Source organism: Rhodococcus (subgen. Prescottella) equi (assembly GCF_003013675.1).
Taxonomy (GTDB): Bacteria; Actinomycetota; Actinomycetes; order Mycobacteriales; family Mycobacteriaceae; genus Prescottella; species Prescottella equi.
In genome coordinates, this window is the sequence record NZ_CP027793.1 from 3531804 (window position 1) to 3558251 (window position 26448).

Below are 26448 nucleotides of genomic sequence, written 5' to 3' on the forward strand. Positions count from 1 at the left end.
CTTGTCAGTTACGGAGTATTTCCGCCGAAGTCTCGCGACTTACTTACGTGCGGTGCGCTTGGCCGGAGCCTTCTTGGCTGCAGTCTTCTTCGCGACGGTCTTCTTGGCTGCGGTCTTGGCGGGAGCCTTGGCTGCAGTCTTCTTCGCGACCGTCTTCTTGGCTGCGGTCTTGGCAGGAGCCTTGGCCGGGGCCTTGGTCGCGGTCTTCTTCGCGACGGTCTTCTTGGCGGCGGTCTTGGCCGGAGCCTTGGCCGCGGTCTTCTTGGCTGCGGTCTTGGCAGGAGCCTTGGCCGCAGTCTTCTTCGCCACGGTCTTGGCAGGAGCCTTGGCCGCAGTCTTCTTCGCCACGGTCTTGGCAGGAGCCTTGGCCGCAGTCTTCTTCGCAGCCGTCTTCTTGGCGGCGGTCTTCTTGGCAGCCGTCTTCTTGGCGGCCTTCTTCACGGGCTCAGCGGCGCCACGCTTGACGGCCGGTCCGCTGCTGGGGAGCTTCTGCCCACCGGCGATGAGCGCCTTGAACTGTGCGCCCGGACGGAACGCCGGAACCGACGTCGGCTTGACCTTGACCGTCTCGCCCGTGCGCGGGTTGCGAGCGACGCGAGCCGCGCGACGGCGCTGCTCGAAGACACCGAAACCGGTGATGGTGACGCTCTCGCCGGCATGGACTGCACGCACGATGGTGTCGACCACGTGCTCGACGGCCTCACTCGCGGTGCGCCTGTCCGTGCCCAGCTTCTCGGTCAGAACATCGATGAGCTCTGCCTTGTTCATGGAAAATCCTCCGCAAACTAATGGTCCACCGTCGGACCGACTACGAACTACGGTAAACCCGAAATCGGCAAGAGTCTATGTGCCACGCCAATTCTCATCAAGCGCGGCCCCCCGATCTGTGCTAGATCGAGGGGCCGAACCAGTTATCCGATTACGTCAATTGTCGTTCGCGACGCGCGCCGGAAGGGTCGCAGGTTTCCATGACGGCCTTGACTTTTCGAACTCGGAAATCGCCTCTACCTGGCGCAACGTGAGTCCGATGTCGTCCAGCCCCTCGAGTAGACGCCAGCGCGTGTAGTCGTCAATCTCGAACGGCACCACAGTCGTTCCGGCGGTCACGGTCTTGGATGCGAGATCCACCACGAGTTCGAGACCCGGCTGCTCCTCGAGCAACTTCCACAGCATCTCGACGTCGCTCTGCTCGACCTGAGCCGCGAGCAGACCGGCCTTACCGGCGTTGCCGCGGAAGATGTCGGCGAAACGCGATGCGATGACGACGCGGAAACCGTAGTCGGACAACGCCCACACCGCGTGCTCCCGAGACGACCCCGTGCCGAAGTCGGGACCCGCCACCAGGACGCTGCCCTTGTCGTACGGCGCGACGTTGAGGATGAACTCCGGGTCGGTCCGCCAGGCTGCGAACAGCCCGTCCTCGAAACCGGTTCGGGTCACTCGCTTCAGGTACACCGCAGGGATGATCTGGTCGGTGTCGACATTGGACCGGCGCAGCGGAACACCGATTCCCTTATGAGTGGTAAAGGCTTCCATCGTTTTTCTCCTAGTTCCCTTGCGCCCTATGCCAGGTCTGCCGGTGCCGAGAGCTTGCCCCGCACCGCTGTCGCGGCCGCGACAGCCGGAGAAACGAGGTGCGTACGCCCACCCTTGCCTTGGCGGCCTTCGAAATTGCGGTTCGATGTCGACGCCGAGCGCTCGCCCGGGGCCAACTGGTCGGGGTTCATACCCAGGCACATCGAGCATCCGGCCTGACGCCACTCGGCACCCGCCGTGGTGAAGATCTCACCGAGACCCTCGTCCTCGGCCTGAGCGCGCACCCGCATCGAGCCCGGCACGACGAGCATCCGGACACCGTCTGCGACCTTGCGCCCCTTGAGAACCTCCGCAACCGCGCGAAGATCCTCGATACGCCCGTTGGTGCACGAACCGACGAAAACGGTGTCGACCGGCACCTCACGCAGCGGCGTGCCCGCCTCCAGGCCCATGTACGCCAGCGCCTTCTCGGCGGCGAGACGTTCGCTCTCGTCGGCGAAGTCGGCCGGGTCGGGAACCGAATCGCCGAGCGGGGCACCCTGACCGGGGTTCGTTCCCCAGGTGACGAACGGCGTCAGCGCCGAACCGTCGATATGCACCTCGGCGTCGAAAACCGCGTCGTCGTCGGTCTTCAGCTGATCCCAGGCCGCCACCGCCGCGTCCCAGTCGGCGCCCTGCGGAGCGTGCGGACGGCCCTTGACGAACTCGTAGGTGATCTCGTCCGGGGCGATCATTCCGGCGCGAGCCCCTGCCTCGATGGACATGTTGCAGATCGTCATCCGCGATTCCATCGAGAGCTTGCGGATCGCCTCGCCGCGGTACTCGAGGACGTACCCCTGCCCGCCACCGGTGCCGATCTTCGCGATCACGGCGAGGATCAGGTCCTTGCTCGTGACGCCGGGCGCCAGTTCGCCGTCCACCGTGATCGCCATGGTCTTGAAGGGGCGCAGCGACAGCGTCTGCGTCGCCATCACGTGCTCGACCTCACTGGTGCCGATTCCCATTGCCAGAGCGCCGAAAGCACCGTGCGTCGACGTATGGCTGTCGCCGCACACGACGGTCATGCCCGGCTGGGTCAGGCCGAGCTGGGGGCCCACGACGTGCACGATGCCCTGATCGAGATCACCCATGGGGTGCAGGCGAACTCCGAACTCCTCACAGTTCTTCCGCAAGGTGTCGACCTGGGTCCGCGAGACCGGGTCCGCGATCGGCTTGTCGATGTCGACCGTCGGCACATTGTGGTCCTCGGTCGCGATCGTGAGGTCGGGTCGGCGCAACTTGCGTCCGGCGAGCCGCAGACCGTCGAAGGCCTGCGGGCTGGTGACCTCGTGAACGAGATGCAGGTCGATGTAGATCAGATCCGGCTGCCGTGCCGCACCCTCACCTTCACCGCGCACGACAACGTGCTCGTCCCACACCTTCTCGGCCAGAGTGCGTCCTCTGTCAGCCATCTTCTCCACCTCTGTCTCGGGATGTCGCGCGTCGACAGGTTCCTGGGCTGCCCCGTGTCGCGCGCCGTGTCGAACCACCTCGCACGCAATCGGCTATGATCCCAATATGCGAGAAGGGAGTATCGATCTATGAGACAGCATAGCGGTATCGGGGTGCTCGACAAAGCAATGGGCGTGCTTCACGCCGTCGCCGAACAGCCCTGCAGCCTCACCGAACTGTGCAACCGGACCGGGCTCCCCCGCGCCACCGCACACCGTCTCGCCGTGGGACTCGAAGTGCACCGACTCCTCACTCGCGACGCGGACGGACTGTGGTGCACCGGACCCGGCCTCGGCGAGCTCGCCGCGACCGCGAGCGACGCCCTCGTCGACGCTGCGGCGCTCGTCCTGCCGCGGCTCCGCGAGATCACCGGAGAAAGCGTTCAGCTCTACCGGCGCGAGGGGACCCACCGGGTGTGCATCGCGTCGATGGAGCCGCCCGCCGGCCTGCGCGACACCGTGCTCGTCGGCGCGCGACTGCCGATGACCGCAGGTTCGGGCGCCAAGGTCCTTCTCGCATGGGCGGACGCCCAGACCCAACGCGCCATCCTGCCCGAGGCCTCGTTCGGCGAACGAGTGCTCGTCGAGGTGCGTCGGCGTGGCTGGGCGCAGAGCGCGGCCGAACGCGAGTCCGGCGTGGCCAGTGTCGCGGCGCCCGTCCGGGATGCGTCGGGCAACGTCGTCGCGGCGATCTCGGTGTCGGGACCGATCGATCGCATGGGCCGCCGCCCCGGCGCCCGCTGGGCAGCGGACCTGCTCGCCGCTGCGGACGCGCTCCACAAGCGCCTCTGAGGACCTAACCGACCCCACGCGCGTGCCGTGAAAGTGATTCGTGGCACAGTCGTTCGAAGGAACGAAATCCACTTCGAGTCGAGGAGCGGCTGTGGGGACCAACCAACGCGGGCAGATCACGATGTCGGACGCCGAGATCACCGAATTCGTCGAACGCAGCCGAGTCTCGACGATGGCGACGATCGGGGTGAACGGCACCCCTCACCTGGTCGCGATGTGGTACGCCGTCATCGACGGGGAGCTGTGGTTCGAGACGAAGGCCAAGTCGCAGAAGGCCGTCAATCTCCGGCGCGACGACCGGCTCACGATGATGATCGAGGACGGTGACACGTACGACACCCTCCGCGGCGTCTCGATCGAAGGTCGCGGCGAGATCGTGGACGACCCGGAGGCCCTGTTCAAGGTCGGGATCAGCATCTGGGAGCGCTACACGGGGCCGTACTCCGAGGACGTCAAGCCGGCGGTCGAGATGATGTTGCACAAGCGCATTGCCGTCAAGGTCGTCCCGGAGCGGGTGCGGTCGTGGGATCACCGCAAGCTCGGACTGCCGGAGATGCCGGTCGGCGGGTCCACCGCGGCTTACCTCTAGGCAGCCCGGCGCCGCCGTAAAACCACGCGACGCGCGCCCGGCCTCGGCGGTACATTCCGAATCGACGAGTCACCACCGAGGCAGGAGGAGGACGACGTGAGCGAATCGGCCGACAACGAGATCAAGCGCAAGTTCCGCGAGGCCCTCGACCGCAAGAACCACCGGCAGTCGAGTGCGACGGCGCACCTGGACGGGCAGTCGAAGGTCCATGATGCCCACGGCAGCGCCGACCACAAACGCGAGTTCCGCCGGAAGAGCGGGTAGGCCCGGTCGGCCGCGGCCGGTGCGCTCCCCCGAAATGAGAAATACCCTCGGATCGATGATCGGAGGGTATTTCTCGTTGTAGCCCCGACGGGATTCGAACCCGCGCTACCGCCTTGAGAGGGCGGCGTCCTAGGCCGCTAGACGACGGGGCCAGGACTGACACTCGAATGCAAGTTCACTTCCGCAGAAGAACCTCCGCTTCTGCGGAGGGTCTGTCCGTGGTAGCCCCGACGGGATTCGAACCCGCGCTACCGCCTTGAGAGGGCGGCGTCCTAGGCCGCTAGACGACGGGGCCGAGAACTTGCATCGAACGCTGTACTGCTATGACTGCGAAGCAACACATCCGCAGTGTAACTGGAAGCCGGTGAGCTGAACTCACCGAAGTACGGCGACCTTTCGGCCTCCGAACTTCCGCTGGGGTACCAGGACTCGAACCTAGAATGGCTGAACCAGAATCAGCTGTGTTGCCAATTACACCATACCCCAATGGTCTGTTCCTTCGGCCTGCCCTGCGGGCGTCTGGCCTCCGTTCCGAACCGAGAAGAAGATTAGCACCAACCCTCGCCCGAACTACAAATCGGCTGGTCAGAGTCGGTAAATCGCGCTAATGACCGCCGCGACCCGCCCGGACGAGCCGGTGCGGGCCGCGGCTGACGACCTGAAGTGGACCCCGAGTCAGGCGATCTGCGCCCGAGCCGAACGCAGGCGGGCGAGGGTCTTCTCGCGACCGAGCAGTTCCATCGACTCGTACAGCGGCGGACTGATGTGCGAACCGGTGAGCGCCACGCGCACGGGAGCGAAAGCCTTACGCGGCTTGAGTTCGAGCTTGTCGATCAGGGCGCCCTTGAGCGTCTCCTCGAGATCCGCGGTCGCCCACTCCGGCAGCGCATCCAGCGCCTCGATCGTGGCGTCCAGCACCGGCGCGGCGTCGGCGCCCAGGTTCTTCGCAGCGGCGGCCGGATCGATCGCGAAGTCGGCGTCGTCGACGAGCAGGAACTTCAGCAGGTCCCACGCGTCCGACAGAACGACGATGCGGGTCTGCACGAGATCGGCCGCCACGTCGAACTGCTCGGCGGTGAGGGCGTCGACCGGGTGCCCGTGAGTGGTCAGATACGCGCGCAGGCGGGCAGCGAAGTCGGCCGGCTCGAGCAGACGAATGTGCTCCGCGTTGATCGCGTCGGCCTTCTTCTGGTCGAAGCGGGCCGGATTGGAATTGACCTTGGAGATGTCGAACGCGGCGACCATCTCGTCGAGGGAGAAGACGTCGTGGTCGTCGGCGATGCTCCAGCCCAGCAGTGCCAGGTAGTTGAGCAGCCCTTCGGGGATGAAACCGCGATCGCGGTGGATGAAGAGGTTCGACTCCGGATCACGCTTGGACAGCTTCTTGTTGCCCTGTCCCATGACGAACGGCAGGTGACCGAACTCGGGTGTGAAATCGGCGACACCGATGCGCTCCAGCGCCTCGTACAGCGCGAGCTGACGCGGCGTGGACGAGAGCAGATCCTCGCCCCGCAGCACGTGCGTGATCTTCATCAGCGCGTCGTCGACCGGGTTGACGAGCGTGTACAGCGGAATGCCGTTGCCGCGGGTGAGCGCGAAGTCCGGCACCGTACCGGCCTTGAAGGTCGTCTCCCCGCGCACCAGGTCGTTCCACGTCAGGTCGTGGTCGGGCATCCGCAGCCGCACGACGGGCTTGCGTCCCTCGTCCAGGTACGCCTGGACCTGCTCGGGCGTCAGGTCCCGATCGAAGTTGTCGTAGCCCAGCTTGGGGTCGCGGCCGGCCGCCTTGTGCCGCGCCTCGACCTCGTCGGGAGTCGAGAACGACTCGTACGCCTCCCCCGCCTCGACCAGGCGGCGCACCACGTCGAGGTGCAGATCGCGTCGCTGCGACTGCCGGTACGGCTCGTACGGGCCGCCCACCTCCGGACCCTCGTCCCAGCTCAGCCCCAGCCACCGCAGCGCATCCAGGATCGCCTGGTACGACTCCTCCGTGTCACGGGCAGCGTCGGTGTCCTCGATACGGAACACGAACGTGCCACCGTGGTGACGCGCGAACGCCCAGTTGAACAGGGCGGTGCGGACGAGCCCGACGTGCGGGGTGCCGGTGGGTGACGGACAGAAACGGACGCGTACTTCGCTGGTGGTCATGGCTCACTTCGGGTCGACACTGCTAGACGCTGCTAGGCGTGGTCAGCTACGGGAACGGACCCCTACAGGCTAGTCCGCAGCCACCCGGAGCGGTATCCGATCAGCGCTTGGCAGCAACCGGATTGGTCAGCGTGCCGATCCCCTCGACCGTCACGCTCACACTCTGACCGTCGACGATCGGCCCCACACCCTCGGGCGTTCCCGTGAGGATCACGTCACCGGGAAGCAGGGTCATGACAGCGGACACCCACTCGATGATCTTCGGAATGTCGTGCAGCAGAAGCGAAGTTCGGCTGCGCTGCTTGATCTCGCCGTCCACCTCGGTCGTGATCTCGACGTCCGAGACATCCACATTCGTCTCGATCCACGGACCCAGCGGGCAGAACGTGTCGTACCCCTTCGCGCGGGTCCACTGGCCGTCGTGCCGCTGCTGGTCGCGCGCCGTGACGTCGTTCGCGACCGTGTACCCGAGCACGACGTCGAGCGCCTTGGCCGCGGGGACGTCCTTGCAGGGACGGCCGATGACGACCGCGAGTTCGCCCTCGTAGTGCACCTCGTTCGACGACGGCGGCAGCATGATGGGAGCGCCCGGACCCGCGATCGAGGTGTTGGGCTTGATGAAGATGACCGGATCCTCGGGCGCCTCGCCGCCCATCTCCGCAGCGTGCGCGGCATAGTTCTTGCCGACGCAGATCACCTTGCTGGCCAGGATCGGGGCGAGCAGGCGAACGTCCGCGAGCGGCCAGCTGCGGCCGGTGAAAGTCGGTGTGCCGAAGGGATGTTCGGCGATCTCCTTCGCGGTCTGCGCGTCGCCCTCCCCTTCGATCGACACGAAGGCAACTCCATCGGGACTGGCAATTCGACCAAGGCGCATGTGCCCGAGTCTATCGAGTCACACGACTGCGCTCGGCCATACCCGTCGCACGGTCGATCGCGAAGGGTCTAGACTTCGACGAATATCCACATTCTAGGACATTCATTTCATATACTGGGACGGAATCATGAGCGCACAGGTAGGCGAGGAAGTTCGGGTAAGTGCGGCGAAACGCTGGGCCATGCTGGCACTCGGTGTGCTCGCGCAGGCCGCGGGCGCCGTGTTCTCGAACGCGCCCGCGTTCCTGTTGCCCACGCTGCACGACACCCACGGCATGGAGCTGTCCCGTGCCGGACTGGTCGTGGCCGCGCCGACTGTCGGGTTCCTCCTCAGCCTGATGGCCTGGGGCGCCGTCGTCGACCGCGTCGGCGAGCGCCGCGTCCTGGTGATCGGCATGGCGGCGACCGCGCTGGCGAGCGCCGGCGCAGCCCTCAGTTCGTCGTTCGCGATGCTCGGCGTCTTCCTCCTGATCGGAGGCATGGCCGCGTCGAGCGCCAACGCGGCCAGCGGCCGGGTCGTGGTGGGATGGTTCCCACCACAGCGACGCGGATTCGCGATGGGGATCCGGCAGATGGCACTGCCGCTCGGCGTTGCGATCGCGGCGCTCACGGTGCCCGGAATCGCGCAATCGCACGGTGTCGGTTGGGCATTGGCCCTGCCCGTGGCGGCGACGTCGGTTGCCGCGGTCGGTTGCCTGTTCGTGGTCGATCCGCCCCGGCCGGGGCGTGCGGCCGCCCGGGGTTCGGGCCTGTTGGACAACCCGTACCGCAACTCGGGTGTGCTGTGGCGGATCCACGGCGTGTCGGTGCTGCTGGTGGTGCCGCAGTACCTGGTGTGGACGTTCGCGCTGCTGTGGTTGATGACGGACCGGAACTGGTCCGCCGCGTCGGCCGGTCTGCTGATCACCGTCACCCAATTGCTGGGCGCTGCAGGGCGGATCGCGGCCGGAGCACTGAGCGATCGTGTCGGTAGCCGGATGCGCCCGTTGCGCTGGGTGGCCGTAGCGGCGGCTGTGTCCATGGGAGCGCTGGCCCTGACGGACTGGCTGGACTCCCCCGTGTCCGTGGCGCTGCTTGTGGTGGCGTCGGTGATCACGGTGGCGGACAACGGTTTGGCGTTCACCGCCGTCGCCGAGATCGCCGGACCGTACTGGAGCGGCCGTGCGCTGGGGGCCCAGAACACGAGCCAGTACCTCGCGGCGTCGCTGGTACCGCCGGTCTTCGGGGCTCTGGTCGCGGCGGTGAGCTTTCCCGTCACGTTCGCGGTCGCGGCCCTGTTCCCACTCGTTGCCGCGCCACTGGCGCCCCACGACCACCCCGAACGCCGCTGAAACACCCGCCGGAACGACCGTGACCGCCGCCCGGAACCCGGGCGGCGGTCACGTCTTTCGAGTGTCGAGAGCGCCTAGAGGGCGGCGGCGATCCGGTCGCCGACCTCGGTGGTCACGATCGGACCGTCCCCACGCGAGGCCAGATCGGCCTCGACCGCGGCCTCGATGCGCGCGGCGTCGTCCTCGCGGCCGAGGTGACGCAGCAGCATCGCCGCGGACAGGATCGCCGCGGTCGGGTCGGCGATGCCGTGGCCGGCGATGTCCGGTGCCGAGCCGTGGACGGGCTCGAACATCGACGGGTTGGTGCCGGACGCATCGATGTTGGCGCTCGCAGCAAGGCCGATACCACCGGTGACGGCGCCCGCGAGGTCGGTGATGATGTCGCCGAACAGGTTGTCGGTGACGATCACGTCGAAGCGGGCCGGGTCGGTGACCATGTAGATGGTCGCCGCGTCGATGTGGCAGTACGCCGTCTCGACGTCGGGGTACTCGGCACCGACGGTCTCCATCGCGCGCGTCCAGATGCGACCGGCGTTGGAGAGCACGTTGGTCTTGTGGATCAGCGTCAGGTGCCCCCGCCGCTTCTGCGCCAGCTCGTACGCTGCACGGACGACGCGTTCGGCGCCGAACCACGTGTTGACCGACACCTCGGTCGCGACCTCGTGCGGGGTGCCGATGCGGATCGAACCACCGTTACCGGTGTACGGGCCCTCGGTGCCCTCACGGACGACGACGAAGTCGATGTCCGGGTTCGCGGCCAGCGGCGAGCTCGACTGCGGGTAGGTGCGTGCCGGACGCAGGTTCACGTGGTGGTCGAGCAGGAAGCGCATATTCAGCAGCAGGCCGCGTTCGAGGATGCCCGGGGCGACGAACCGCGGGTCGCCGATGGCGCCGAGCAGGATCGCGTCGTGCTGACGGATCGCGTCGAGCTCGGCGTCGGGCAGAAGATCGCCGGTCTCGTTGTAGCGCTTGGCACCGAGGTCGAACTCGGTGGTCTCCACATCCGGCACCAGCTTCCGCAGCACCTTCAGCGCTTCCGCCGTGACCTCGACACCGATGCCGTCACCGGGGATGACCGCAAGCTTCATGGGACACACTCTCTTTCGACTGGATCCGCCGGTGGCGTGAGACACCCCGGCTGCACCGGTGGCCGTGACCGTCGTCGACGGTCACGGCCACCGGGGAGGGATGGGGAGGATCAGGACAGGTCGACCTGCGCGACGCGGGCGTCGAGCTGCTCCACGATCTGGGCGACCTCGGCGTCACCGACGACACGGTCGACGCGCAGGATGACGGTGGCGCCCTCACCCTCGGCGTCCTGGCTCAGCGCGGCGGCCTGGATGTCGATACCGGCGGTGCCCAGCACGGTGCCCAGGACACCGAGAACGCCCGGGCGGTCCGTGTAGTGGACGACGATGTTGTGGCCCTCGGCGCGCAGGTCGAAGCTGCGGCCGTTGATGTTGACGATCTTCTCGACCTGCTGCAGGCCGGTCAGCGCGCCCGCGACGGTGGTGACGGTGCCGTCCGCGGCAACCGCGCGAACCTCGACCGCGCTGCGGTGCGTCTGTGCCTCGCTGTGCTTCTCGACCTCGACGCTCACGCCGCGCTGCTCGGCGAGCTGCGGTGCGTTGACGAACGTGACGGCCTCGTCGCTGCTCGCCGAGAACAGGCCACGCAGTGCGGCCAGACCCAGGATGTCGACGTTCTCGGCCGACAGCTCCCCGCTCGCGACGACCTGGACGTTCTGGACGGCCTCGGGCGACAGCGTGCCGGCGAGCAGGCCCAGCTTGCGGACCAGCTCGAGCCAAGGGGCGACCTCTTCGCCGACCGGGCCACCGGAGACGTTGACGGCGTCCGGCACGAACTCGCCGGCCAGGGCCAGCAGGACGCTCTTCGCGACGTCGGTACCGGCGCGATCCTGGGCCTCCGAGGTGGACGCACCGAGGTGGGGGGTGACGACGACGTTGTCGAGGTCGAACAGCTTGGAGTCGGTGCACGGCTCGGTTTCGAAGACGTCGAGTCCGGCGGCGCGGACCTTGCCGTTCACGAGCGCGTCGTACAGCGCGTCCTCGTCGATCAGGCCACCGCGAGCGGCGTTGACGATGATGACGCCGTCCTTGGCCTTGGCCAGACGCTCGGCGTTGAGCAGACCCGCGGTCTCCTTGGTCTTGGGCAGGTGCACCGAGATGAAGTCGGCGCGCTCGACCAGCTCGTCGATGTCGACCAGCTCGATGCCCAGCTGCGCGGCGCGAGCGGCGGGCAGGTACGGGTCGTACGCGATGATGTCGGTCTCGAAGGCGGCGAGACGCTGCGCGAACAGCTGGCCGATGCGGCCCAGGCCGACGACGCCGACGGTCTTGCCGAGGATCTCGGTGCCGTTGAAGCTCGAACGCTTCCAGGTCTTCTCACGCAGCGTGCGGTCGGCAGCCGGGATCTGGCGCGCGGTGGACAGCAGCAGCGAGACGGCGTGCTCGGCGGCCGAGTGGATGTTGGAGGTCGGGGCGTTCACGACCATGACGCCACGCTCGGTGGCAGCCGGGATGTCGACGTTGTCGAGGCCGACGCCGGCGCGGCCGACGATCTTCAGCTTCGTGGCGGCGGCGAGGACCTCGGCGTCGACCGTCGTGGCCGAGCGGACGAGCAGGGCGTCGGCCTCGGGCACGGCCGCGAGCAGCGCGGGACGGTCCGGACCGTCGACCCAGCGCACCTCGACACCGTCACCGAGCGCATCGACGGTCGATTGTGCGAGCTTGTCGGCGATCAGGACAACGGGACGGCCATTCTGGCTCACGAGGAACTCTCCTGTGTTTCGGTGTCTGGGTGTGTCGGGTCGAGCGATTGTCCGCGGCCGGGCACCGCTTCGGGCGCGCACGGGTCGCAGTCGTGATCAGTTTAGTTGGCAGTGCGGCGCGATTCCGCAGGGCGGGTACCTGCTACCACATAGTGGACGCCGCCGGAGCGCAATTCGGAGATTCGCGCCACAGCCGGAAACGACTCCGGCCCGGGGGCCGCACGACGGTACGCGCGGACCCCGGGCCGGACGGAGGCTGTGGATCAGGCCGTCTCGGTGATCGGACGATCGACCCAGCTCATCAGGTCGCGCAGCTTCTTGCCGGTGACCTCGATGGGGTGCTCGGCGTTCTCCTTGCGGAGAGCCTCGAGCTCCTTGTTGCCGTTCTCGACGTTGGCGACCAGGCGGCGGGTGAACTCGCCGGACTGGATGTCGGCCAGGATCGCCTTCATGCGCTCCTTGGTGTCGGCGTCGATGACGCGGGGGCCGGACAGGTAGCCACCGAACTCGGCGGTGTCGGACACCGAGTAGTTCATGCGGGCGATGCCACCCTCGTACATGAGGTCGACGATGAGCTTGAGCTCGTGCAGCACCTCGAAGTACGCCATCTCGGGCGCGTAGCCGGCCTCGACCATGACCTCGAAACCGGTCTTGACCAGTTCCTCGGTGCCGCCGCACAGCACGGCCTGCTCGCCGAAGAGGTCCGTCTCGGTCTCTTCCTTGAACGTGGTCTTGATGACGCCGGCGCGGGTGCCGCCGATGCCCTTGGCGTAGGACAGAGCCAGGGCCTGGCCCTCACCCTTCGGGTCCTGGTGGACGGCGATCAGGGCCGGAACGCCCTTGCCGTCGACGAACTGGCGGCGGACCAGGTGGCCCGGGCCCTTCGGCGCGACCATGCCGACCGTGACGTTCGCCGGCGGCGTGATCAGGTCGAAGTGGATGTTGAGGCCGTGGCCGAAGAACAGCGCGTCGCCGTCCTTCAGGTTCGGCTCGATGTCGTTCTTGAAGATCGACGCCTGAGCGGTGTCGGGGGCGAGCACCATGATGACGTCGGCCCACTCGGCAACCTCGGCCGGCGTGCCGACGGTCAGGCCCTGCTCCTCGGCCTTCGCGCGGGACTTCGAACCCTCCTGGAGGCCGATGCGCACATCGACACCGGAATCGCGCAGGCTCAGCGAGTGCGCGTGGCCCTGGCTGCCGTAGCCGATGACCGCGACCTTGCGGCCCTGGATGATCGACAGGTCTGCATCGTCGTCGTAGAACATCTCGACTGCCACAGTTCTTACCTTCCCTCTGGGTTCTATGAACGCTTGATTGTCTGTTGTCGGCTGGTGAACGGTTCTAGCGGGTGGCCGTGATGGACTTCGGCCCGCGGCCGACGGCCACCACACCGGACTGCACGATCTCGCGGATGCCGAACGGATCGAGCATGCGCAGGAGTGCGTCGAGCTTGGAACGGGTGCCCGTCGCCTCGATGGTGACGGCCTCCGGAGCGACGTCGATCACCTTGGCGCGGAACAGGTTCACCGTCTCGATGACCTGTGTGCGCACGCTGGAGTCCGCCCGCACCTTGATCAGGATCAGCTCGCGCGCCACCGACGCCTCGTTGTCCTGCTCGACGATCTTGATGACGTTCACCAGCTTGTTGAGCTGCTTGGTCACCTGCTCGAGCGGGAACTCGTCGACCGTGACGACGATCGTCATGCGCGAGATGTCGGGGACCTCGGTGCCGCCCACGGCGAGCGACTCGATGTTGAAACCCCGGCGGGAGAAGAGTGCAGCGACACGGGCCAGCACGCCCGGCTTGTCCTCGACGAGAACACTGAGGGTGTGGCTGGTGCTCACTGACGTTCCTCTCCGGAAGCGGCCTCACCGGCACGCTGCTCGCGTTCCATGGCCTCGTGAATGGTTGCGGGCTCGTCCGCAGCTTCGTCCTCGTCGAACAGCGGACGAATTCCGCGGGCGGCCATGATCTCGTCGTTGCTGGTGCCGGCGGCGACCATCGGCCACACCTGGGCGTCCTTGCCGACGATGAAGTCGATGACGACGGGCTTGTCGTTGATCGACTGAGCGGTGCGGATGGCGTCCTCGACGTCCTCCTCGCGCTCGACGCGGATTCCGACGCAGCCCAACGCCTCCGCCAGCTTGACGAAGTCCGGGATGCGGACGGCGCCGTGCGTGCCGAGGTTCGTGTTGGAGTAGCGCTCGTCGTAGAACAGCGTCTGCCACTGGCGGACCATGCCCAGGTTGCCGTTGTTGATGAGCGCGACCTTGATCGGGACACCCTCGACCGCACAGGTCGCGAGCTCCTGGTTGGTCATCTGGAAGCAGCCGTCGCCGTCGATGGCCCAGACCTCGCGGTCCGGCAGACCCATCTTGGCGCCCATCGCGGCCGGGACGGCGTAGCCCATCGTGCCGAGGCCACCGGAGTTGAGCCACGTGCGCGGCTTCTCGTAGTTGACGAACTGTGCCGCCCACATCTGGTGCTGACCGACTCCCGCGCAGTAGACGGCGTCCGGACCGGCGAGCCGGCCGACGGCCTGGATCACATACTCGGGCGACAGCGCACCGTCCGAGGGACGGTCGTACGCCAGCGGATAGGTGCGACGGATGCCGTCGAGGTACGCCCACCACTCGGTGAGATCGAAGGACGTGCCCGTCGCCTGGTCGGCGCGGATCGCCTCGATCAGCTCGGCGATGACCTCCTTGCAGTCGCCCACGATCGGGACGTCCGCGTGGCGGTTCTTGCCGATCTCCGCCGGGTCGATGTCCGCGTGGATGACCTTGGCGTCGGGGGCGAAGGAGTCCAGCTGGCCGGTGACGCGGTCGTCGAAGCGCGCGCCCAGCGTGATCAGCAGGTCGCTCTTCTGCAGCGCGGCGACGGCCGCGACGGTGCCGTGCATGCCGGGCATGCCGCAGTTGAGCTGGTGGCTGTCGGGGAACGCGCCGCGCGCCATCAGCGTCGTGACGACCGGAATGCCCGTCAGCTCAGCGAGTTCGAGCAGTTCGGCCGATGCCTCGGCCTTGATGACACCGCCACCGACATACAGCACCGGCGACTTCGCGTCGGCGATGAGCCGAGCTGCCTCGCGGACCTGCTTGCCGTGCGGCTTGGTGACCGGACGGTAGCCGGGCAGGTGCATCTCCGGCGGCCACGAGAACGTGGTCTGCGCCTGCAGGATGTCCTTCGGGATGTCGACGAGGACCGCACCCGGGCGACCGCTCGACGCGAGGTAGAACGCCTCCGCCAGGATCCGCGGGATGTCGACACCGTCGGTGATGAGGAAGTTGTGCTTGGTGATCGGCATGGTGATGCCGGAGATGTCGGCTTCCTGGAAGGCGTCCGTGCCGATCAGCCCGCGACCGACCTGGCCGGTGATCGCGACGACCGGAACCGAGTCCATCTGTGCGTCGGCGAGCGGCGTCACCAGGTTGGTCGCGCCGGGACCGGAGGTCGCCATGCAGACGCCGACCTTGCCGGTGGCCTGCGCGTAACCGGTCGCGGCGTGGCCTGCGCCCTGCTCGTGGCGGACCAGGACGTGGCGGACCTTCTTCGAATCGAAGAGCGGGTCGTACACCGGCAGAACGGCACCACCCGGGATACCGAACACGGTGTCGACCTCGAGCTCCTCGAGGGCGCGGACCACCGACTGCGCGCCGGTGACGCGCTCGGGCGCGACCTGACGACGGTTACCGGGCTGCGAGGCGGCGGCCCTGCTGTCTCCCGCGGTCGGGCCGGTAGCTCCCGACTTGCGCGGCGTGGGTTGAGGCCGTGCGGTTGGTGCGCTCACTGGAGAAGTCCTCTGCGATTCTGGCTCTGCGGTTCTGGATCCGGGCAACAAAAAACCCTCGTCAGCATCAGCTGTACGAGGGTGGCGCGTCGTTATCTGGCGAGTTGCAACAACCGGCTCAGGCGACGACGCGCCGGCCGATTACGAGCAACTCATTCTGCTTCACGCGCTCGACGGTAGGCGCGCCAATGGTAGACAGTCAACTTTGGTGAGTGCGCTGTCCCAGAATGTAAGATGCCTCGGCTGCAGTGCGAAGATGTAGAGGTGTCATCTCCTCAGCAGCCCGTGCCACCACAGCCATCATCCCATACGCCCGCGGACAGCCGACAGGTCATCCGGATTTCGCCGCTCGCGCTGATTGCGTGCATCTTCCTGCTGTTCTGCCTCAGCTTCCCCGTTCTGGGTTGGCCGGCGGCGTTCGCCTGGACGTTGGTGATCCCCTTCCTGATCGGCGCCTGGGTGCTGCGCGTGCGCACCACCGTCACGCCGGACGGGCTCGAGCTGCGGCGAGCCTTCTCGTCGCAGTCCATATCGTGGGATCAGGTGAAGGGCTTCCGCTTCCCCAAACGCGGCTGGGCCCGGGCCGACCTCGTGGACGGCACCGAGGTGTCGCTGCCGACCGTGACGTTCGGCCGACTGCCCCAGCTGGCGTCCGCGAGCGGTGGGCGGGTCACCGACCCGTACGCGGCCGCTCGTGCGGCCGAGGCACGCAAGCGTGCGGCCGAAGCCGAAGCAGCCCGGTCGGACGAGACCGCAGCTACCGACGCGCCGGAGCCGAATGCCGAATGACCCGGTCACGGGAGTAGCGTCGCACCAGGACGTCTCCCACTCCCACCGGAGATGACGAGGCAGTTCTCACAGCCGATATCGGGTCCAGCCGACCAGCACCCCACGGGCCCACACGTACACACTTTTCTCGCTGCGCTCGGCGTGCACAGCCCGCCGCCGAGAACCGCTGATCGACGAAGGAATCCGCCCATGCCCCCGCTGAGGTCACGCACCACCACCGTCGGACGCAACGCTGCCGGAGCCCGCTCGCTGTGGCGGGCCACCGGTATGACCGACTCCGACTTCGGTAAGCCGATCGTCGCGATCGCCAACTCGTACACCCAGTTCGTCCCCGGCCACGTTCACCTCAAGAACGTCGGCGAGATCGTCGCCGAGGCCGTCCGCGCCGCCGGCGGCGTGCCCCGCGAGTTCCACACGATCGCCGTCGACGACGGCATCGCCATGGGCCACGGCGGCATGCTGTACTCGCTGCCCAGCCGCGAGATCATCGCCGACTCCGTCGAGTACATGGTCAACGCCCACACCGCCGACGCACTGGTGTGCATCTCGAACTGCGACAAGATCACCCCCGGCATGCTCAATGCCGCGATGCGCCTGAACATCCCGACCGTGTTCGTCTCGGGTGGCCCGATGGAGGCCGGCAAGGCCGTCGTCGTCGGTGGCGTCGCGCAGGCACCCACCGACCTGATCACCGCGATCTCCGCGAGCGCCAACGACTCCGTGTCCGAGGAGGGTCTCGACGAGGTCGAGCGCTCGGCGTGCCCGACGTGCGGTTCGTGCTCGGGCATGTTCACCGCCAACTCGATGAACTGCCTCACCGAGGCACTGGGCCTGGCCCTGCCCGGCAACGGCTCCACGCTGGCCACCCACGAGGCGCGCCGCGCCCTGTTCAGCCGCGCCGGCACCACCGTCGTCGAGGCCGCGCTGCGCTACTACCGCGACGAGGACGAGTCGGTTCTGCCGCGGAACATCGCCACCCCCAAGGCGTTCCGCAACGCGATGGCACTGGACGTCGCGATGGGCGGCTCCACCAACACGGTGCTGCACACGCTCGCCGCGGCGCAGGAAGGCGAGGTCGACTTCGACCTGAGCACCATCGACGAGATCAGCCGTCGGGTGCCGTGCCTGTCGAAGGTCTCCCCCAACTCGGACTACCACATGGAGGACGTCCACCGCGCCGGTGGTATTCCCGCGCTGCTCGGTGAGCTGCGCCGCGCCGGCCTGCTGGAGACCGACGTCTCCACCGTCCACACCAAGAGCTTCGACGAGTGGCTCGACACGTGGGACATCCGCTCCGGCAAGGCGTCCGACGAGGCGATCGAGCTCTTCCACGCGGCACCGGGCGGCGTGCGCACCACCGAGCCGTTCTCGACGAACAACCGTTGGAGCGCACTGGACACCGACGCCGAGGGCGGCTGCATTCGCGACCTCGAGCACGCCTACACCGTCGAGGGCGGCCTGTGCGTGCTGCGCGGCAACATCGCCGTCGACGGCGCGATCCTCAAGACGGCCGGTATCGACGAGGAACTGTTCTCGTTCCAGGGTCCGGCCGTCGTCGTCGAGTCGCAGGAAGCGGCCGTCTCGGTGATCCTGCAGAAGCAGATCAAGCCGGGCGACGTCATCGTGGTTCGCTACGAGGGTCCCAAGGGCGGCCCGGGCATGCAGGAGATGTTGCACCCCACCGCCTTCCTCAAGGGCGCCGGGCTCGGCAAGGAGTGCGCCCTGATCACCGACGGCCGCTTCTCCGGCGGCACGTCGGGCCTGTCGATCGGCCACATCTCCCCCGAGGCCGCGTCGGGCGGTGTGATCGGACTCGTCGAGGACGGTGACCAGATCCGCATCGACGTCGCGACTCGCACGCTTGAGGTCCTCGTCGACGACGAGACCCTCGCCGCGCGCCGCGCCAAGATGGAGGCGTCCGAGCGTCCGTGGCAGCCGGTCGACCGCCAGCGCACCGTCACCACCGCGCTGCGCGCGTACGCCGCCCTGGCCACCTCGGCCGACAAGGGCGCCGTCCGCCAGGTGCCGTAACACCGCTACAACGGCTGAAGGGTCCCTTCGCGCGCTGTGAGCGCGTGAAGGGACCCTTCAGCTGTATCGGGCGGCTCAGATGACGGGATTCGCGCCGTTGAAGACGAACCACACCGTCAGACCGGCGGCGACCCCGACGAGCAGGATGACGACGGACCCGACGTGCGGCCGGGTGGCCCACTTGCGCCGGCCGTCGAGCGCGATCCGGCCGGGACCGGTGAGGACGATGGCAGCGGCGGCGGCCCCCAGGAGCGTCTCGTACTCGACGCCGTCGGGCGCGAAGTACTCGAGACCGGGCAGCGCCGACTGCTTCAGGCACCACGCGTTGATCATCACCGCCAGCACCGCCGCACCCGCGAACGGCGTGAGCAGGCCCAGGATCAGCAGCGCACCGCCGGCCACCTCGCCGACCGCGCCCGCGACCGCGAGGGCACGCGCGTGATCGAAACCGGCAGTGACGAGGTCGTCGCGGTATCCGCCGAGCCCCGGGCCGTTCCACCATCCGGTCAGCTTCTGCAGACCGTGCGCGAGGAGGGTGCCTCCCACGGCCAGACGCAGGACGAACAGTCCGACGTCGAGCGTGCCGCGACGCTGGTCCGTGCTCTCGGGCGGTGGCCCCTGCGGGGACACTGCGACGGGGGCGGCGACCGTGACGGGTTCGGACACTATCGGCTCCGAAGCAGTCGGCCCCGAAACGATCGGCTCCGACACCGTGGGCTCGGGACGCGCAATCACCTCGGTGACCTGATCGTCGACAACCGGCGGGGCCGGTGCGTTCGCGGCGGGCCGGTAGACGGGCAGCTGTTCGGTCGGCAGACTGCTCAGATCGTCCGCCCCGGGGTCGAAATCGTCGTCGGTGCGCGGGATCGACGGCCGGACGGACTGTGCGGGAAACCGCTCCGTCGGCTGGTCGAACGGACTGGGCGCGGTTCCCTGGCCGGTGGACGCTGGGTGCTCTCTCGGCTTGTCGGTCACGAAAGGCAGCCTAGGGCGGATCGCGGTGGGTCACCGGATTGGCGCCTCGGCGCGCCGGTCACACCGGGCGACGTGGCGGCGACGGCGTGCCCTTCCGTAACGTCGTGCAGCATGAGGATGCGTGTACCGAGCCTGCGGGCCCGCCGTGCGACGGCGGCCGCATTCTGTTCGATCGTCGTGGTCGCGGCGGCGGGATGCGCTCGCTTCGACGACACCGCGTCCTCCCCGTTCACCCCGGAACCGACGTTCGGGTCGGGTGGCGAGGTGCAGCCGAAGGAACCGTCACCGCCGTCGTCGGTGGCGCCGCAGCCGTCGGTGCCCGACGAGCCGTGCTTCGACCGCGATCCGAACGTCGTGGCGACGTGTCTCGACGCCACCGGCGGACTGGTGATGCTGCCCGACGGGGCGTCGGCGCTGGTGACCGAGCGGCGCACCGGGCGCATCCTGCTGGTGACGCAGGGCCAGGCGCCCACCGAATTCGCCTCGGTGCCCGTGGATTCGGGATCCGACGGCGGCCTGCTCGACATCGCGCTCTCCCCCACCTTCGGGGAGGACCGGCTGGTCTATGCGTACATCACGACGGACACCGACAACCGCGTCGTGCGCGTCGCCCCCGGCGACGTTCCCAAGGACGTGCTCACCGGCATTCCGCGGGGCGCCGAGGGCAACGCCGGGTCACTGACCTTCGCGAAGCCCGGCGAGCTCATGGTGCTCACGGGCGATGCGGGCAACCCGGCCGCCGCGGCCGATCCGGGATCGCTGGCCGGCAAACTCCTCCGTGTCACGTCGCTGTCGACGGCTCCGGCGCCGCCGCCTCCGGCCGTCGCCGCGTCGGGGTTCGGCCGCGCCGGCGGCGTCTGCACCGACGTGGACGGCGGAGTGTGGGTGACGGATCGGACGGCGACCGAGGACCGGCTGCAGCGGATCCGCCCGGACGGCGGCGTCGGCGCCGCCCCGGTGTGGACGTGGCCCGACAAGCCGGGCGTCGCGGGATGCGCGGTGGCGGCGGGCGCCGTCGCGATCGCGCTCACCGACGGGCGCGCGGTGGCGGTGCTGACGACCGACCGCGAGACCGGTTCGGTGTCGTCCGCGCCCGCGCAGCTCGCACAGAATCTCTACGGCCGGCTCGGCGACGTCACGATCAGCGGTGAGGGTCAGATCTGGGCGTCGACGGTCAACAAGTCGGGCGGCGAGCCCGGGCCGACGGACGACCGCGTCGTGAAGATCCCCTTGCCGTCCGGCGGCGGCGGATTCGACTGACGCTCAGGCGCTCACCCCCTCGTGGGCGTCGCCCGGCGACGTCGGGGAGCGCCTCACGAGGAACCCCGCGAGCATCGGCAGGATCAGCACCGAGATGGCGCCCGCGGCAACGAGGATGGATGCGGTGGCGTTCGACATCTGCCCCGCCGACACCGCGACGCCGGTGACCGCGACGATGAGCGGCAGACCGGTGGTGGAGTACAGCGCGACCTGCAGGCTCTCGCGCGTGTCGAACGATGCGATCCGGTCGTAGCGCGACGCGACGAACACCGGCAGACCGCGCACCACCACCAGCAGGGCGAGGAACGCGGCCAGCACCCCCGGCTCGTCGGCGACGGCCGACACGTCGATCGCCATGCCGGAGGTGACGAAGAAGATCGGGATGAGCAGGCCGAAGGCCAGACCCTCGAGTTTGTGTTCGAGCTGCTCGTTGCCGTCCGGCACGGTGCGCCGCAGGATGAAGCCTGCCGCGAACGCGCCCAGAATGATGTCGAGGTCGAAGACGGCTGCGACCGCGATGAGCGCGACGAGCAGCAGCATCACTAGCCGGACCGTGGTCTGGGCGGTGGTGTCCGACCCGCGGCGGACGACGGCCAGCAGGTCGGTGCCCTCGCGCAGGATCCGCGCCGGGAGCAGCGCCACCACCACCGCGACGGCCGCGAACGCCGCCAGCACGACCAGCGACAGCACCGCACCGCGCGCACCCAGCAGCACCGCCATCGCGATGACCGGGCCGATCTCACCGATCGCGCCGTGGTTGAGCACCGCGCGGCCGACGGGGGTCTCGACGAGACCGCGGTCCTTGAGGATCGGCAGCAGGGTGCCCAGCGCGGTCGACGTCAGCGCGATCGCAACGGCGATCTCGGAGTGCACCAGTCCCGCCGCGGCCAGCCCGCCGACGACGGCGAACGCCAGCGCCAGGCAGATCAGCCACGTGATCAGGGCACGGCGTCCGCCGCGGCCCGTCAGTTCGTCCCTGTCGATCTCGTATCCGGCGAGCAGGAACAGCATGCCGAGCCCGAGCTCACGCAGCAGCTCGATCTCGGAGTCGACGTTCGCCAGGTCCAGCGCGTACGGCCCGATCACGATCCCGGCCACGAGCAGCAGCACGACCTCGGGAATCAGCTTGCGCCGCAACGATCCCGCGATCAGTGGCGCGATCGCCGCGGCGACTGTGATCCAGAAGAGTGACGTGGCTACGGCAGCGCTCATGCGCCGCTACATTAGCTGCACGCGGCGATGACGAGTTCCTTGACACGCGCCGGATCTGCTTGTCCGCGAGTGGCCTTCATGACGTCGCCGACGATCTTGCCGGCCGCCGCGACCTTGCCGCTGCGGATCTTGTCGGCGATGTCGGGGTTCGCGGCGAGAGCCTCGTCGACCGCGGCCTGGAGTGCCGAGTCGTCACGCACCACCTCGAGGCCACGGGCGGCCACGACCTCTTCCGGCTCACCCTCGCCGGCGAGCACGCCGTCGACTACCTGGCGGGCCAGCTTGTTGGTCAGCTTGCCGTCCGCGACGAGGGCGACGACCTTGGCGACCTGCGCCGGGGTGATCGCCAGCTCGGTCAGCTCGACACCGCGAGTGTTGGCCTGCTGCGCGAGGTATGCCACCCACCAGGAGCGGGCCTCGGACGCGGGTGCGCCGGCCTCGGTGGTCGCGATGACGAGGTCGAGGGCACCGGCGTTGACGAGGTCGCGCATCTCCTCGTCGGAGACGCCCCACTCCTCCTGGATGCGGGCACGGCGGAGCCACGGCAGCTCGGGCAACGTGCCACGCAACTCCTCGACCCACGCGGCGTCCGGTGCGACGGGCTCGAGATCGGGCTCCGGGAAGTAGCGGTAGTCCTCGGCGGTCTCCTTGCGGCGACCGGCGGACGTGGTGCCGTCGCCCTCCTGGAAGTGCCGGGTCTCCTGGATGACTTCGCCACCGGAGAGCAGAACGGCGGCCTGACGGCGCATCTCGTAGCGGACGGCCGTCTCGACGCTCTTGAGCGAGTTGACGTTCTTGGTCTCCGTGCGGGTGCCGAACACGTCGGCGCCGATCGGCATGAGCGAGACGTTCGCGTCGCAGCGCAGCGAGCCCTGATCCATGCGGACGTCGGAGACGTCGAGGGCCTTGAGCAGGTCGCGCAGGGCGGCGACGTAGGCCCGCGCCACCTCGGGGGCCCGCTCACCGGCACCGGTGATCGGCTTGGTCACGATCTCGACGAGCGGCACGCCCGCGCGGTTGTAGTCGAGCAGCGAGTGGCTGGCGCCGTGGATACGACCGGTGGCGCCGCCCACGTGCAGCGACTTTCCGGTGTCCTCCTCCATGTGCGCGCGCTCGATGTCGACCCGCCACGTGCTGCCGTCGTCCAGCACGACGTCGAGGTAGCCCTCGGTCGCGATGGGCTCGTCGTACTGCGAGATCTGGTAGTTCTTCGGCTGGTCCGGGTAGAAGTAGTTCTTCCGGGCGAACCGGCCCCACGGGGTGATCGAGCAGTTCAGCGCGAGGCCGATGCGGATCGCCGACTCGACGGCGGCCTGGTTGACGACGGGAAGCGCTCCCGGCATGCCGAGGCACACGGGGCACACCTGCGTGTTGGGCTCGGCACCGAACGTCGTGGGGCACGGGCAGAACATCTTGGTGGCGGTGTGCAACTCGACGTGCACTTCCATGCCCAGTACGGGCTCGAACTTCGCGAGGACGGCGTCATAGTCGAGAAGGTCAGCGGACACGGCGGCAGTCATGGCCATGAGTTTATGCGCCTCGTCACCCGAAGAACGCGGCCGCCTCCCGGTAGCGCTCGACGGGCACCGTCTTGAGTTGCTTGGTCGCCTCCGACAGCGGCACCAACTCGATGTTCGTGCCGTGCAGCGCCACCATCTGCCCGAACTGTCCGTTGTGCGCCGCGTCGGTCGCATGGACGCCGAACCGGGTCGCCAGCACCCGGTCGTACGGGGTGGGTGTGCCGCCGCGCTGCACGTGACCGAGCACCGTTGTGCGCACCTCCTTGCCGATGCGTCGCTCGATCTCGACCGCCAACTGCTGCGCGACGCCCGTGAAGATCTTGTGCCCGAACTCGTCGATCCCGCCCTCACGCAGCGTCATCGACTCCGGGTCCGGCGCCGCTCCCTCGGCGACCACACAGATGAAGTGCGAGTCGCCGCGCTGGAACCGCTTCTTGACCAGTGCGCAGACCTCGTCGACATCGAACGGCACCTCGGGCACCAGTGTCAGGTGCGCGCCGGACGCCATGCCGGACTGCAGAGCGATCCACCCGGCGTGCCGGCCCATCACCTCGACGAGCATCACGCGCTGGTGCGACTCGGCGGTGGTGTGCAGCCGGTCGATCGCCTCGGTCGCGATCGTCAGTGCCGTGTCGAACCCGAACGTGACGTCCGTGCAGTCGATGTCGTTGTCGATCGTCTTCGGGACGCCGACGACGGGCACGCCGCTCTCGGCGAGCCAACTGCCGGCCGTGAGCGTGCCCTCGCCGCCGATCGGGATGAGGACGTCGATGCCGTTGTCGTCGAGCGTCTGCTTGATCCGGTCGAGACCGTCGTGCAGTTTCTGCGGGTTGACGCGGGCGGTGCCGAGGATCGTGCCGCCGCGCGCGAGGATGCGGTCGATCCGGTCCTCGTTCCGCATCTGGACCTTGCGGTCCTCGAGCAGGCCGCGCCAGCCGTCCCGGAATCCGACGACGGTGCTGCCGTACCGACTGTCCGCGGTGCGCACGACGGCGCGGATCACGGCGTTGAGACCGGGGCAGTCGCCGCCTCCGGTGAGTATTCCGATGCGCATCACGGCACCTCTCGGCGTTCGCTTGCAGAGCGGTCCCTGTTCATCTTGCCGCTCCAGCGCCGATCCGGCACGCCGAGTCGATCAACCGGGGGTGACCAGCCCCGATTCGTACGCCATGACGACGGCCTGCGCGCGATCGCGCAGCGAGAGCTTCGACAGCACCTTGCCGACGTGGGTCTTGACGGTCTGTTCCGCGACGAACAGCCGTTCGGCGATCTCGACGTTCGACAGTCCCGCCGCGATCAACTCGAGTACCTCACGCTCGCGGGGCGTGAGCGTCTCGAGCTGCCGGTCGCGGCGGCGCGGGGAGGCCCGGCGCCGCGTGACGTCCTCGATCAACCGTTTGGTCACGCTCGGAGCGAGCAGCGCCTCCCCCGCCGCCACCACCCGCACCGCCCGGATCAGCTCCTCCGCCGGCGCGTCCTTGAGCAGGAAGCCGCTCGCGCCGATCCCGAGCGCCTCGTACACGTACTCGTCGATGTCGAACGTGGTGAGCATCAGCACGCGCACCGGCGGTTCCATTGCTGCTGCGAGGATCTCGCGCGCCGCGTCGAGCCCGTTCATCTCCGGCATCCGCACGTCCATCAGCACGACGTCGGGCCGCAGCCGCTTGACCTCGGTGACCGCGGCACGACCGTCGGGGGCGTCGCCGATGACGCTGATGTCGGGCTGGGCCCCCAGCAGCGCACCGAAGCCCTGCCGCACCATCGCCTGATCGTCCGCAATGAATACCGTGATCGCCACCGCCACAGCCTAGGCGAGCGGGGCGTTCGGGATATGTCCCCGGACCTCGAATCCGCCGTCGTCCCTCGCGGTGGCGTCGAGAGTGCCGCCGATCGCGGCCGCGCGTTCACGCATGCCCGCGATCCCGCTGCCGCCCGACGATTCCGGCCGCGGCGAGGCCGCCGAGGAGGCGAGCGCGGGACCGTTGGCCACCACGAGGGAGGTGACCGAGGGCCCGTAATCGACCGACACCGTCACGTGTGCGCCCGGGCAGTGCCGCGACGCATTCGACAGCGACTCCTGCAGGATGCGGTACACCGTCAGCCCGGACATCTCGGACAGCACCGACGGATCACCGGTCACGTTCCACGACAACGTCATCCCGGCACGCCTACTACCGTCGAGCAGCGCCTGGACCTGGTCTACGCCGGGCTGCGGCGCCCGCTCGATCGTCTCCGCGTCGCTCCGCAGCACACCGAGCAGACCGCGGATCTCGTTGAGCGCCTCCCGCGCGGTGGCGCCGATGGACTCGAACTCGGCCTTGGCCTCGTCGGACACCGATGCGATCCGGTACGGCGCACTCTGCGCCTGCACGACGACCATCGACATGTGGTGGGCCACGACGTCGTGCAGGTCCCGGGCGATGCGTGCCTTCTCCTCGAGGATCGCCCGCCGTGCCCGCTCCAGCTCACCGGCCTCCTCTTCCGCGGCGAGCTGTCGGCGGGACAGCACCAGCCAGCGGACCAGCAGACCGAACACCACCAGGGCACTCAACCCGACCGCCCAGCCGATGCCGTCGTCGCCCGGAGCGTCGGCGAAGAACAACAGCACCGTGGAGATCCACGCCACCACGACGGTGGGCGGCCCGGCGACGAGGCTCACCGCCAGCAGCAGCGTCATGATCACGATGATGTGCACGACCTGCCACGGGTACACGTACCCGGAGTCCGGGACGAGGTCGAACACCCACGGGATCACGAGCGCCGACACGGCCGAGACTGCCCATCCGAGTGCGGGATTGGCCCGGACGAGGATGAACGGCCATGCGGCGAGCGCCGCGATGATCGGCTGCATCGGGTACGAGACCTGATGGGTGAGATGCAGCGTCGGCCACGCCACCGCGTACAGGACGACGGTGACGAGGCCGATGAGGATGTTCACCCCGTGCCCACGCATCCGATTCGTCGCATCACGGACCACTCGATTGCCACTCACGGATCCGACTCTAGGAACTGCGGTCTCGTCGGGCGTCATACCTGAGAGTGAGATCGCGGTGGTT

Annotated in this window: 23 protein-coding genes and 3 tRNA genes; 7 read left to right on the forward strand and 19 right to left on the reverse strand. The window is 68.4% G+C overall.

Going from position 1 to position 26448, the window contains the following annotated elements; translation table 11 throughout:
- Positions 1-39: 39 nt before the first annotated feature.
- From C7H75_RS16470 to leuC, 3 genes are all read right to left on the reverse strand, one after another.
- Positions 40-768 carry an HU family DNA-binding protein gene (locus C7H75_RS16470; RefSeq protein WP_005519033.1) on the reverse strand — a complete coding sequence of 243 codons (729 nt, stop codon included), beginning with the start codon at positions 766-768 and terminating at the stop codon, positions 40-42.
- Positions 769-924: 156 nt separating this feature from the next.
- A complete protein-coding gene (leuD, locus tag C7H75_RS16475; protein WP_005519031.1) occupies positions 925-1536 on the reverse strand; it encodes a 3-isopropylmalate dehydratase small subunit in 612 nt (203 codons plus the stop codon).
- A 26-nt stretch (positions 1537-1562) separates the two neighbouring features.
- Positions 1563-2996, reverse strand: a complete 1434-nt coding sequence (gene leuC, locus C7H75_RS16480; RefSeq protein ID WP_005519029.1) for a 3-isopropylmalate dehydratase large subunit — start codon at positions 2994-2996, stop codon at positions 1563-1565.
- A gap of 120 nt (positions 2997-3116) precedes the next feature.
- On the opposite strand from leuC, the gene C7H75_RS16485 reads away from it, so the two are divergent.
- The 3 genes from C7H75_RS16485 to C7H75_RS25750 all read left to right on the forward strand — a co-directional run bounded on the left by C7H75_RS16485 (position 3117) and on the right by C7H75_RS25750 (position 4671).
- A complete protein-coding gene (locus C7H75_RS16485) occupies positions 3117-3818 on the forward strand; it encodes an IclR family transcriptional regulator (RefSeq protein ID WP_005519027.1) in 702 nt (233 codons plus the stop codon).
- A 91-nt stretch (positions 3819-3909) separates the two neighbouring features.
- Positions 3910-4407 (forward strand): pyridoxamine 5'-phosphate oxidase family protein, encoded by a 498-nt coding sequence (locus tag C7H75_RS16490; RefSeq protein WP_005519024.1) that lies wholly within the window; start codon positions 3910-3912, stop codon positions 4405-4407.
- 96 nt (positions 4408-4503) lie between these two features.
- Complete coding sequence (locus C7H75_RS25750; protein ID WP_005519023.1) at positions 4504-4671, forward strand: DUF5302 domain-containing protein; 168 nt, start codon at positions 4504-4506, stop codon at positions 4669-4671.
- Positions 4672-4750: 79 nt separating this feature from the next.
- Here the strand turns inward: C7H75_RS25750 and C7H75_RS16495 are convergent.
- From C7H75_RS16495 to C7H75_RS16515, 5 genes are all read right to left on the reverse strand, one after another.
- Positions 4751-4823: transfer RNA gene (locus C7H75_RS16495), tRNA-Glu, on the reverse strand.
- 67 nt (positions 4824-4890) lie between these two features.
- Positions 4891-4966: transfer RNA gene (locus C7H75_RS16500), tRNA-Glu, on the reverse strand.
- Between the two features lie 119 nt (positions 4967-5085).
- Positions 5086-5157, reverse strand: a tRNA-Gln gene (locus C7H75_RS16505).
- Positions 5158-5346: 189 nt separating this feature from the next.
- Positions 5347-6819 (reverse strand): glutamate--tRNA ligase, encoded by a 1473-nt coding sequence (gltX, locus tag C7H75_RS16510; RefSeq protein WP_013416606.1) that lies wholly within the window; start codon positions 6817-6819, stop codon positions 5347-5349.
- Positions 6820-6919: 100 nt separating this feature from the next.
- Positions 6920-7693: a fumarylacetoacetate hydrolase family protein gene (locus C7H75_RS16515; RefSeq protein WP_013416607.1), complete on the reverse strand. Its 774-nt coding sequence runs from the start codon at positions 7691-7693 to the stop codon at positions 6920-6922.
- A 127-nt stretch (positions 7694-7820) separates the two neighbouring features.
- Here C7H75_RS16515 and C7H75_RS16520 point away from each other — a divergent pair, with 127 nt between their 5' ends.
- The gene (locus C7H75_RS16520) at positions 7821-9023 is read left to right on the forward strand and encodes an MFS transporter (protein ID WP_041674325.1); all 1203 of its coding nucleotides are present in this window, start codon (positions 7821-7823) and stop codon (positions 9021-9023) included.
- 74 nt (positions 9024-9097) lie between these two features.
- On the opposite strand, the gene C7H75_RS16525 is transcribed toward C7H75_RS16520, so the two are convergent.
- The 5 genes from C7H75_RS16525 to C7H75_RS16545 all read right to left on the reverse strand — a co-directional run bounded on the left by C7H75_RS16525 (position 9098) and on the right by C7H75_RS16545 (position 15605).
- Positions 9098-10111: a 3-isopropylmalate dehydrogenase gene (locus C7H75_RS16525; protein WP_106851608.1), complete on the reverse strand. Its 1014-nt coding sequence runs from the start codon at positions 10109-10111 to the stop codon at positions 9098-9100.
- A 110-nt stretch (positions 10112-10221) separates the two neighbouring features.
- A complete protein-coding gene (gene serA, locus C7H75_RS16530) occupies positions 10222-11814 on the reverse strand; it encodes a phosphoglycerate dehydrogenase (protein ID WP_005519015.1) in 1593 nt (530 codons plus the stop codon).
- A gap of 263 nt (positions 11815-12077) precedes the next feature.
- The gene (gene ilvC, locus C7H75_RS16535) at positions 12078-13091 is read right to left on the reverse strand and encodes a ketol-acid reductoisomerase (RefSeq protein ID WP_005519013.1); all 1014 of its coding nucleotides are present in this window, start codon (positions 13089-13091) and stop codon (positions 12078-12080) included.
- A 64-nt stretch (positions 13092-13155) separates the two neighbouring features.
- A complete protein-coding gene (gene ilvN, locus C7H75_RS16540; RefSeq protein WP_005519012.1) occupies positions 13156-13659 on the reverse strand; it encodes an acetolactate synthase small subunit in 504 nt (167 codons plus the stop codon).
- The gene (locus tag C7H75_RS16545) at positions 13656-15605 is read right to left on the reverse strand and encodes an acetolactate synthase large subunit (protein WP_005519011.1); all 1950 of its coding nucleotides are present in this window, start codon (positions 15603-15605) and stop codon (positions 13656-13658) included. Before C7H75_RS16545 ends, ilvN begins: the two co-directional genes overlap by 4 nt.
- 285 nt (positions 15606-15890) lie before the next feature.
- On the opposite strand from C7H75_RS16545, the gene C7H75_RS16550 reads away from it, so the two are divergent.
- Both C7H75_RS16550 and ilvD read left to right on the forward strand, forming a co-directional pair.
- Positions 15891-16394 (forward strand): PH domain-containing protein, encoded by a 504-nt coding sequence (locus C7H75_RS16550; protein WP_013416611.1) that lies wholly within the window; start codon positions 15891-15893, stop codon positions 16392-16394.
- 189 nt (positions 16395-16583) lie between these two features.
- Complete coding sequence (ilvD, locus tag C7H75_RS16555; RefSeq protein ID WP_005519009.1) at positions 16584-18425, forward strand: dihydroxy-acid dehydratase; 1842 nt, start codon at positions 16584-16586, stop codon at positions 18423-18425.
- A gap of 75 nt (positions 18426-18500) precedes the next feature.
- Here the strand turns inward: ilvD and C7H75_RS16560 are convergent, their stop codons facing one another.
- On the reverse strand, positions 18501-19400 hold the full coding sequence (locus tag C7H75_RS16560) for a DoxX family protein (protein WP_106851609.1): 900 nt from the start codon (positions 19398-19400) through the stop codon (positions 18501-18503).
- 117 nt (positions 19401-19517) lie between these two features.
- On the opposite strand from C7H75_RS16560, the gene C7H75_RS16565 reads away from it, so the two are divergent.
- A complete protein-coding gene (locus tag C7H75_RS16565; RefSeq protein WP_106851610.1) occupies positions 19518-20660 on the forward strand; it encodes a PQQ-dependent sugar dehydrogenase in 1143 nt (380 codons plus the stop codon).
- Positions 20661-20663: 3 nt separating this feature from the next.
- Here C7H75_RS16565 and C7H75_RS16570 read toward each other — a convergent pair whose 3' ends face one another.
- The 5 genes from C7H75_RS16570 to C7H75_RS16590 all read right to left on the reverse strand — a co-directional run bounded on the left by C7H75_RS16570 (position 20664) and on the right by C7H75_RS16590 (position 26345).
- Positions 20664-21872, reverse strand: coding sequence for a cation:proton antiporter (locus tag C7H75_RS16570; RefSeq protein WP_022596926.1), 1209 nt, complete (start codon positions 21870-21872; stop codon positions 20664-20666).
- Positions 21873-21883: 11 nt separating this feature from the next.
- Entirely contained in the window at positions 21884-23392 is a 1509-nt protein-coding gene (gatB, locus tag C7H75_RS16575; protein WP_037086173.1) for an Asp-tRNA(Asn)/Glu-tRNA(Gln) amidotransferase subunit GatB, read from the reverse strand.
- A 22-nt stretch (positions 23393-23414) separates the two neighbouring features.
- Positions 23415-24446 (reverse strand): ATP-dependent 6-phosphofructokinase, encoded by a 1032-nt coding sequence (locus tag C7H75_RS16580; RefSeq protein WP_005519004.1) that lies wholly within the window; start codon positions 24444-24446, stop codon positions 23415-23417.
- An 81-nt stretch (positions 24447-24527) separates the two neighbouring features.
- Positions 24528-25190 (reverse strand): response regulator, encoded by a 663-nt coding sequence (locus C7H75_RS16585; RefSeq protein ID WP_106852027.1) that lies wholly within the window; start codon positions 25188-25190, stop codon positions 24528-24530.
- Positions 25191-25199: 9 nt separating this feature from the next.
- Positions 25200-26345: a sensor histidine kinase gene (locus tag C7H75_RS16590; RefSeq protein ID WP_005519001.1), complete on the reverse strand. Its 1146-nt coding sequence runs from the start codon at positions 26343-26345 to the stop codon at positions 25200-25202.
- Positions 26346-26448: the final 103 nt, after the last annotated feature.

Excerpts from the sequence above, each read along its gene's own strand:
- C7H75_RS16565 (WP_106851610.1), top strand. The coding sequence starts at position 19,518 with ATGCGTGTACCGAGCCTGCGGGCCCGCCGTGCGACGGCGGCCGCATTC.
- C7H75_RS16590 (WP_005519001.1), bottom strand. The coding sequence starts at position 26,345 with ATGCGTGGGCACGGGGTGAACATCCTCATCGGCCTCGTCACCGTCGTC.
- C7H75_RS16520 (WP_041674325.1), top strand. The coding sequence starts at position 7,821 with ATGAGCGCACAGGTAGGCGAGGAAGTTCGGGTAAGTGCGGCGAAACGC.
- C7H75_RS16580 (WP_005519004.1), bottom strand. The coding sequence starts at position 24,446 with ATGCGCATCGGAATACTCACCGGAGGCGGCGACTGCCCCGGTCTCAAC.
- C7H75_RS16470 (WP_005519033.1), bottom strand. The coding sequence starts at position 768 with ATGAACAAGGCAGAGCTCATCGATGTTCTGACCGAGAAGCTGGGCACG.
- C7H75_RS16525 (WP_106851608.1), bottom strand. The coding sequence starts at position 10,111 with ATGAAGCTTGCGGTCATCCCCGGTGACGGCATCGGTGTCGAGGTCACG.
- leuD (WP_005519031.1), bottom strand. The coding sequence starts at position 1,536 with ATGGAAGCCTTTACCACTCATAAGGGAATCGGTGTTCCGCTGCGCCGG.
- gatB (WP_037086173.1), bottom strand. The coding sequence starts at position 23,392 with ATGACTGCCGCCGTGTCCGCTGACCTTCTCGACTATGACGCCGTCCTC.
- gltX (WP_013416606.1), bottom strand. The coding sequence starts at position 6,819 with ATGACCACCAGCGAAGTACGCGTCCGTTTCTGTCCGTCACCCACCGGC.
- C7H75_RS16515 (WP_013416607.1), bottom strand. The coding sequence starts at position 7,693 with ATGCGCCTTGGTCGAATTGCCAGTCCCGATGGAGTTGCCTTCGTGTCG.
- ilvD (WP_005519009.1), top strand. The coding sequence starts at position 16,584 with ATGCCCCCGCTGAGGTCACGCACCACCACCGTCGGACGCAACGCTGCC.
- C7H75_RS16570 (WP_022596926.1), bottom strand. The coding sequence starts at position 21,872 with ATGAGCGCTGCCGTAGCCACGTCACTCTTCTGGATCACAGTCGCCGCG.
- C7H75_RS16485 (WP_005519027.1), top strand. The coding sequence starts at position 3,117 with ATGAGACAGCATAGCGGTATCGGGGTGCTCGACAAAGCAATGGGCGTG.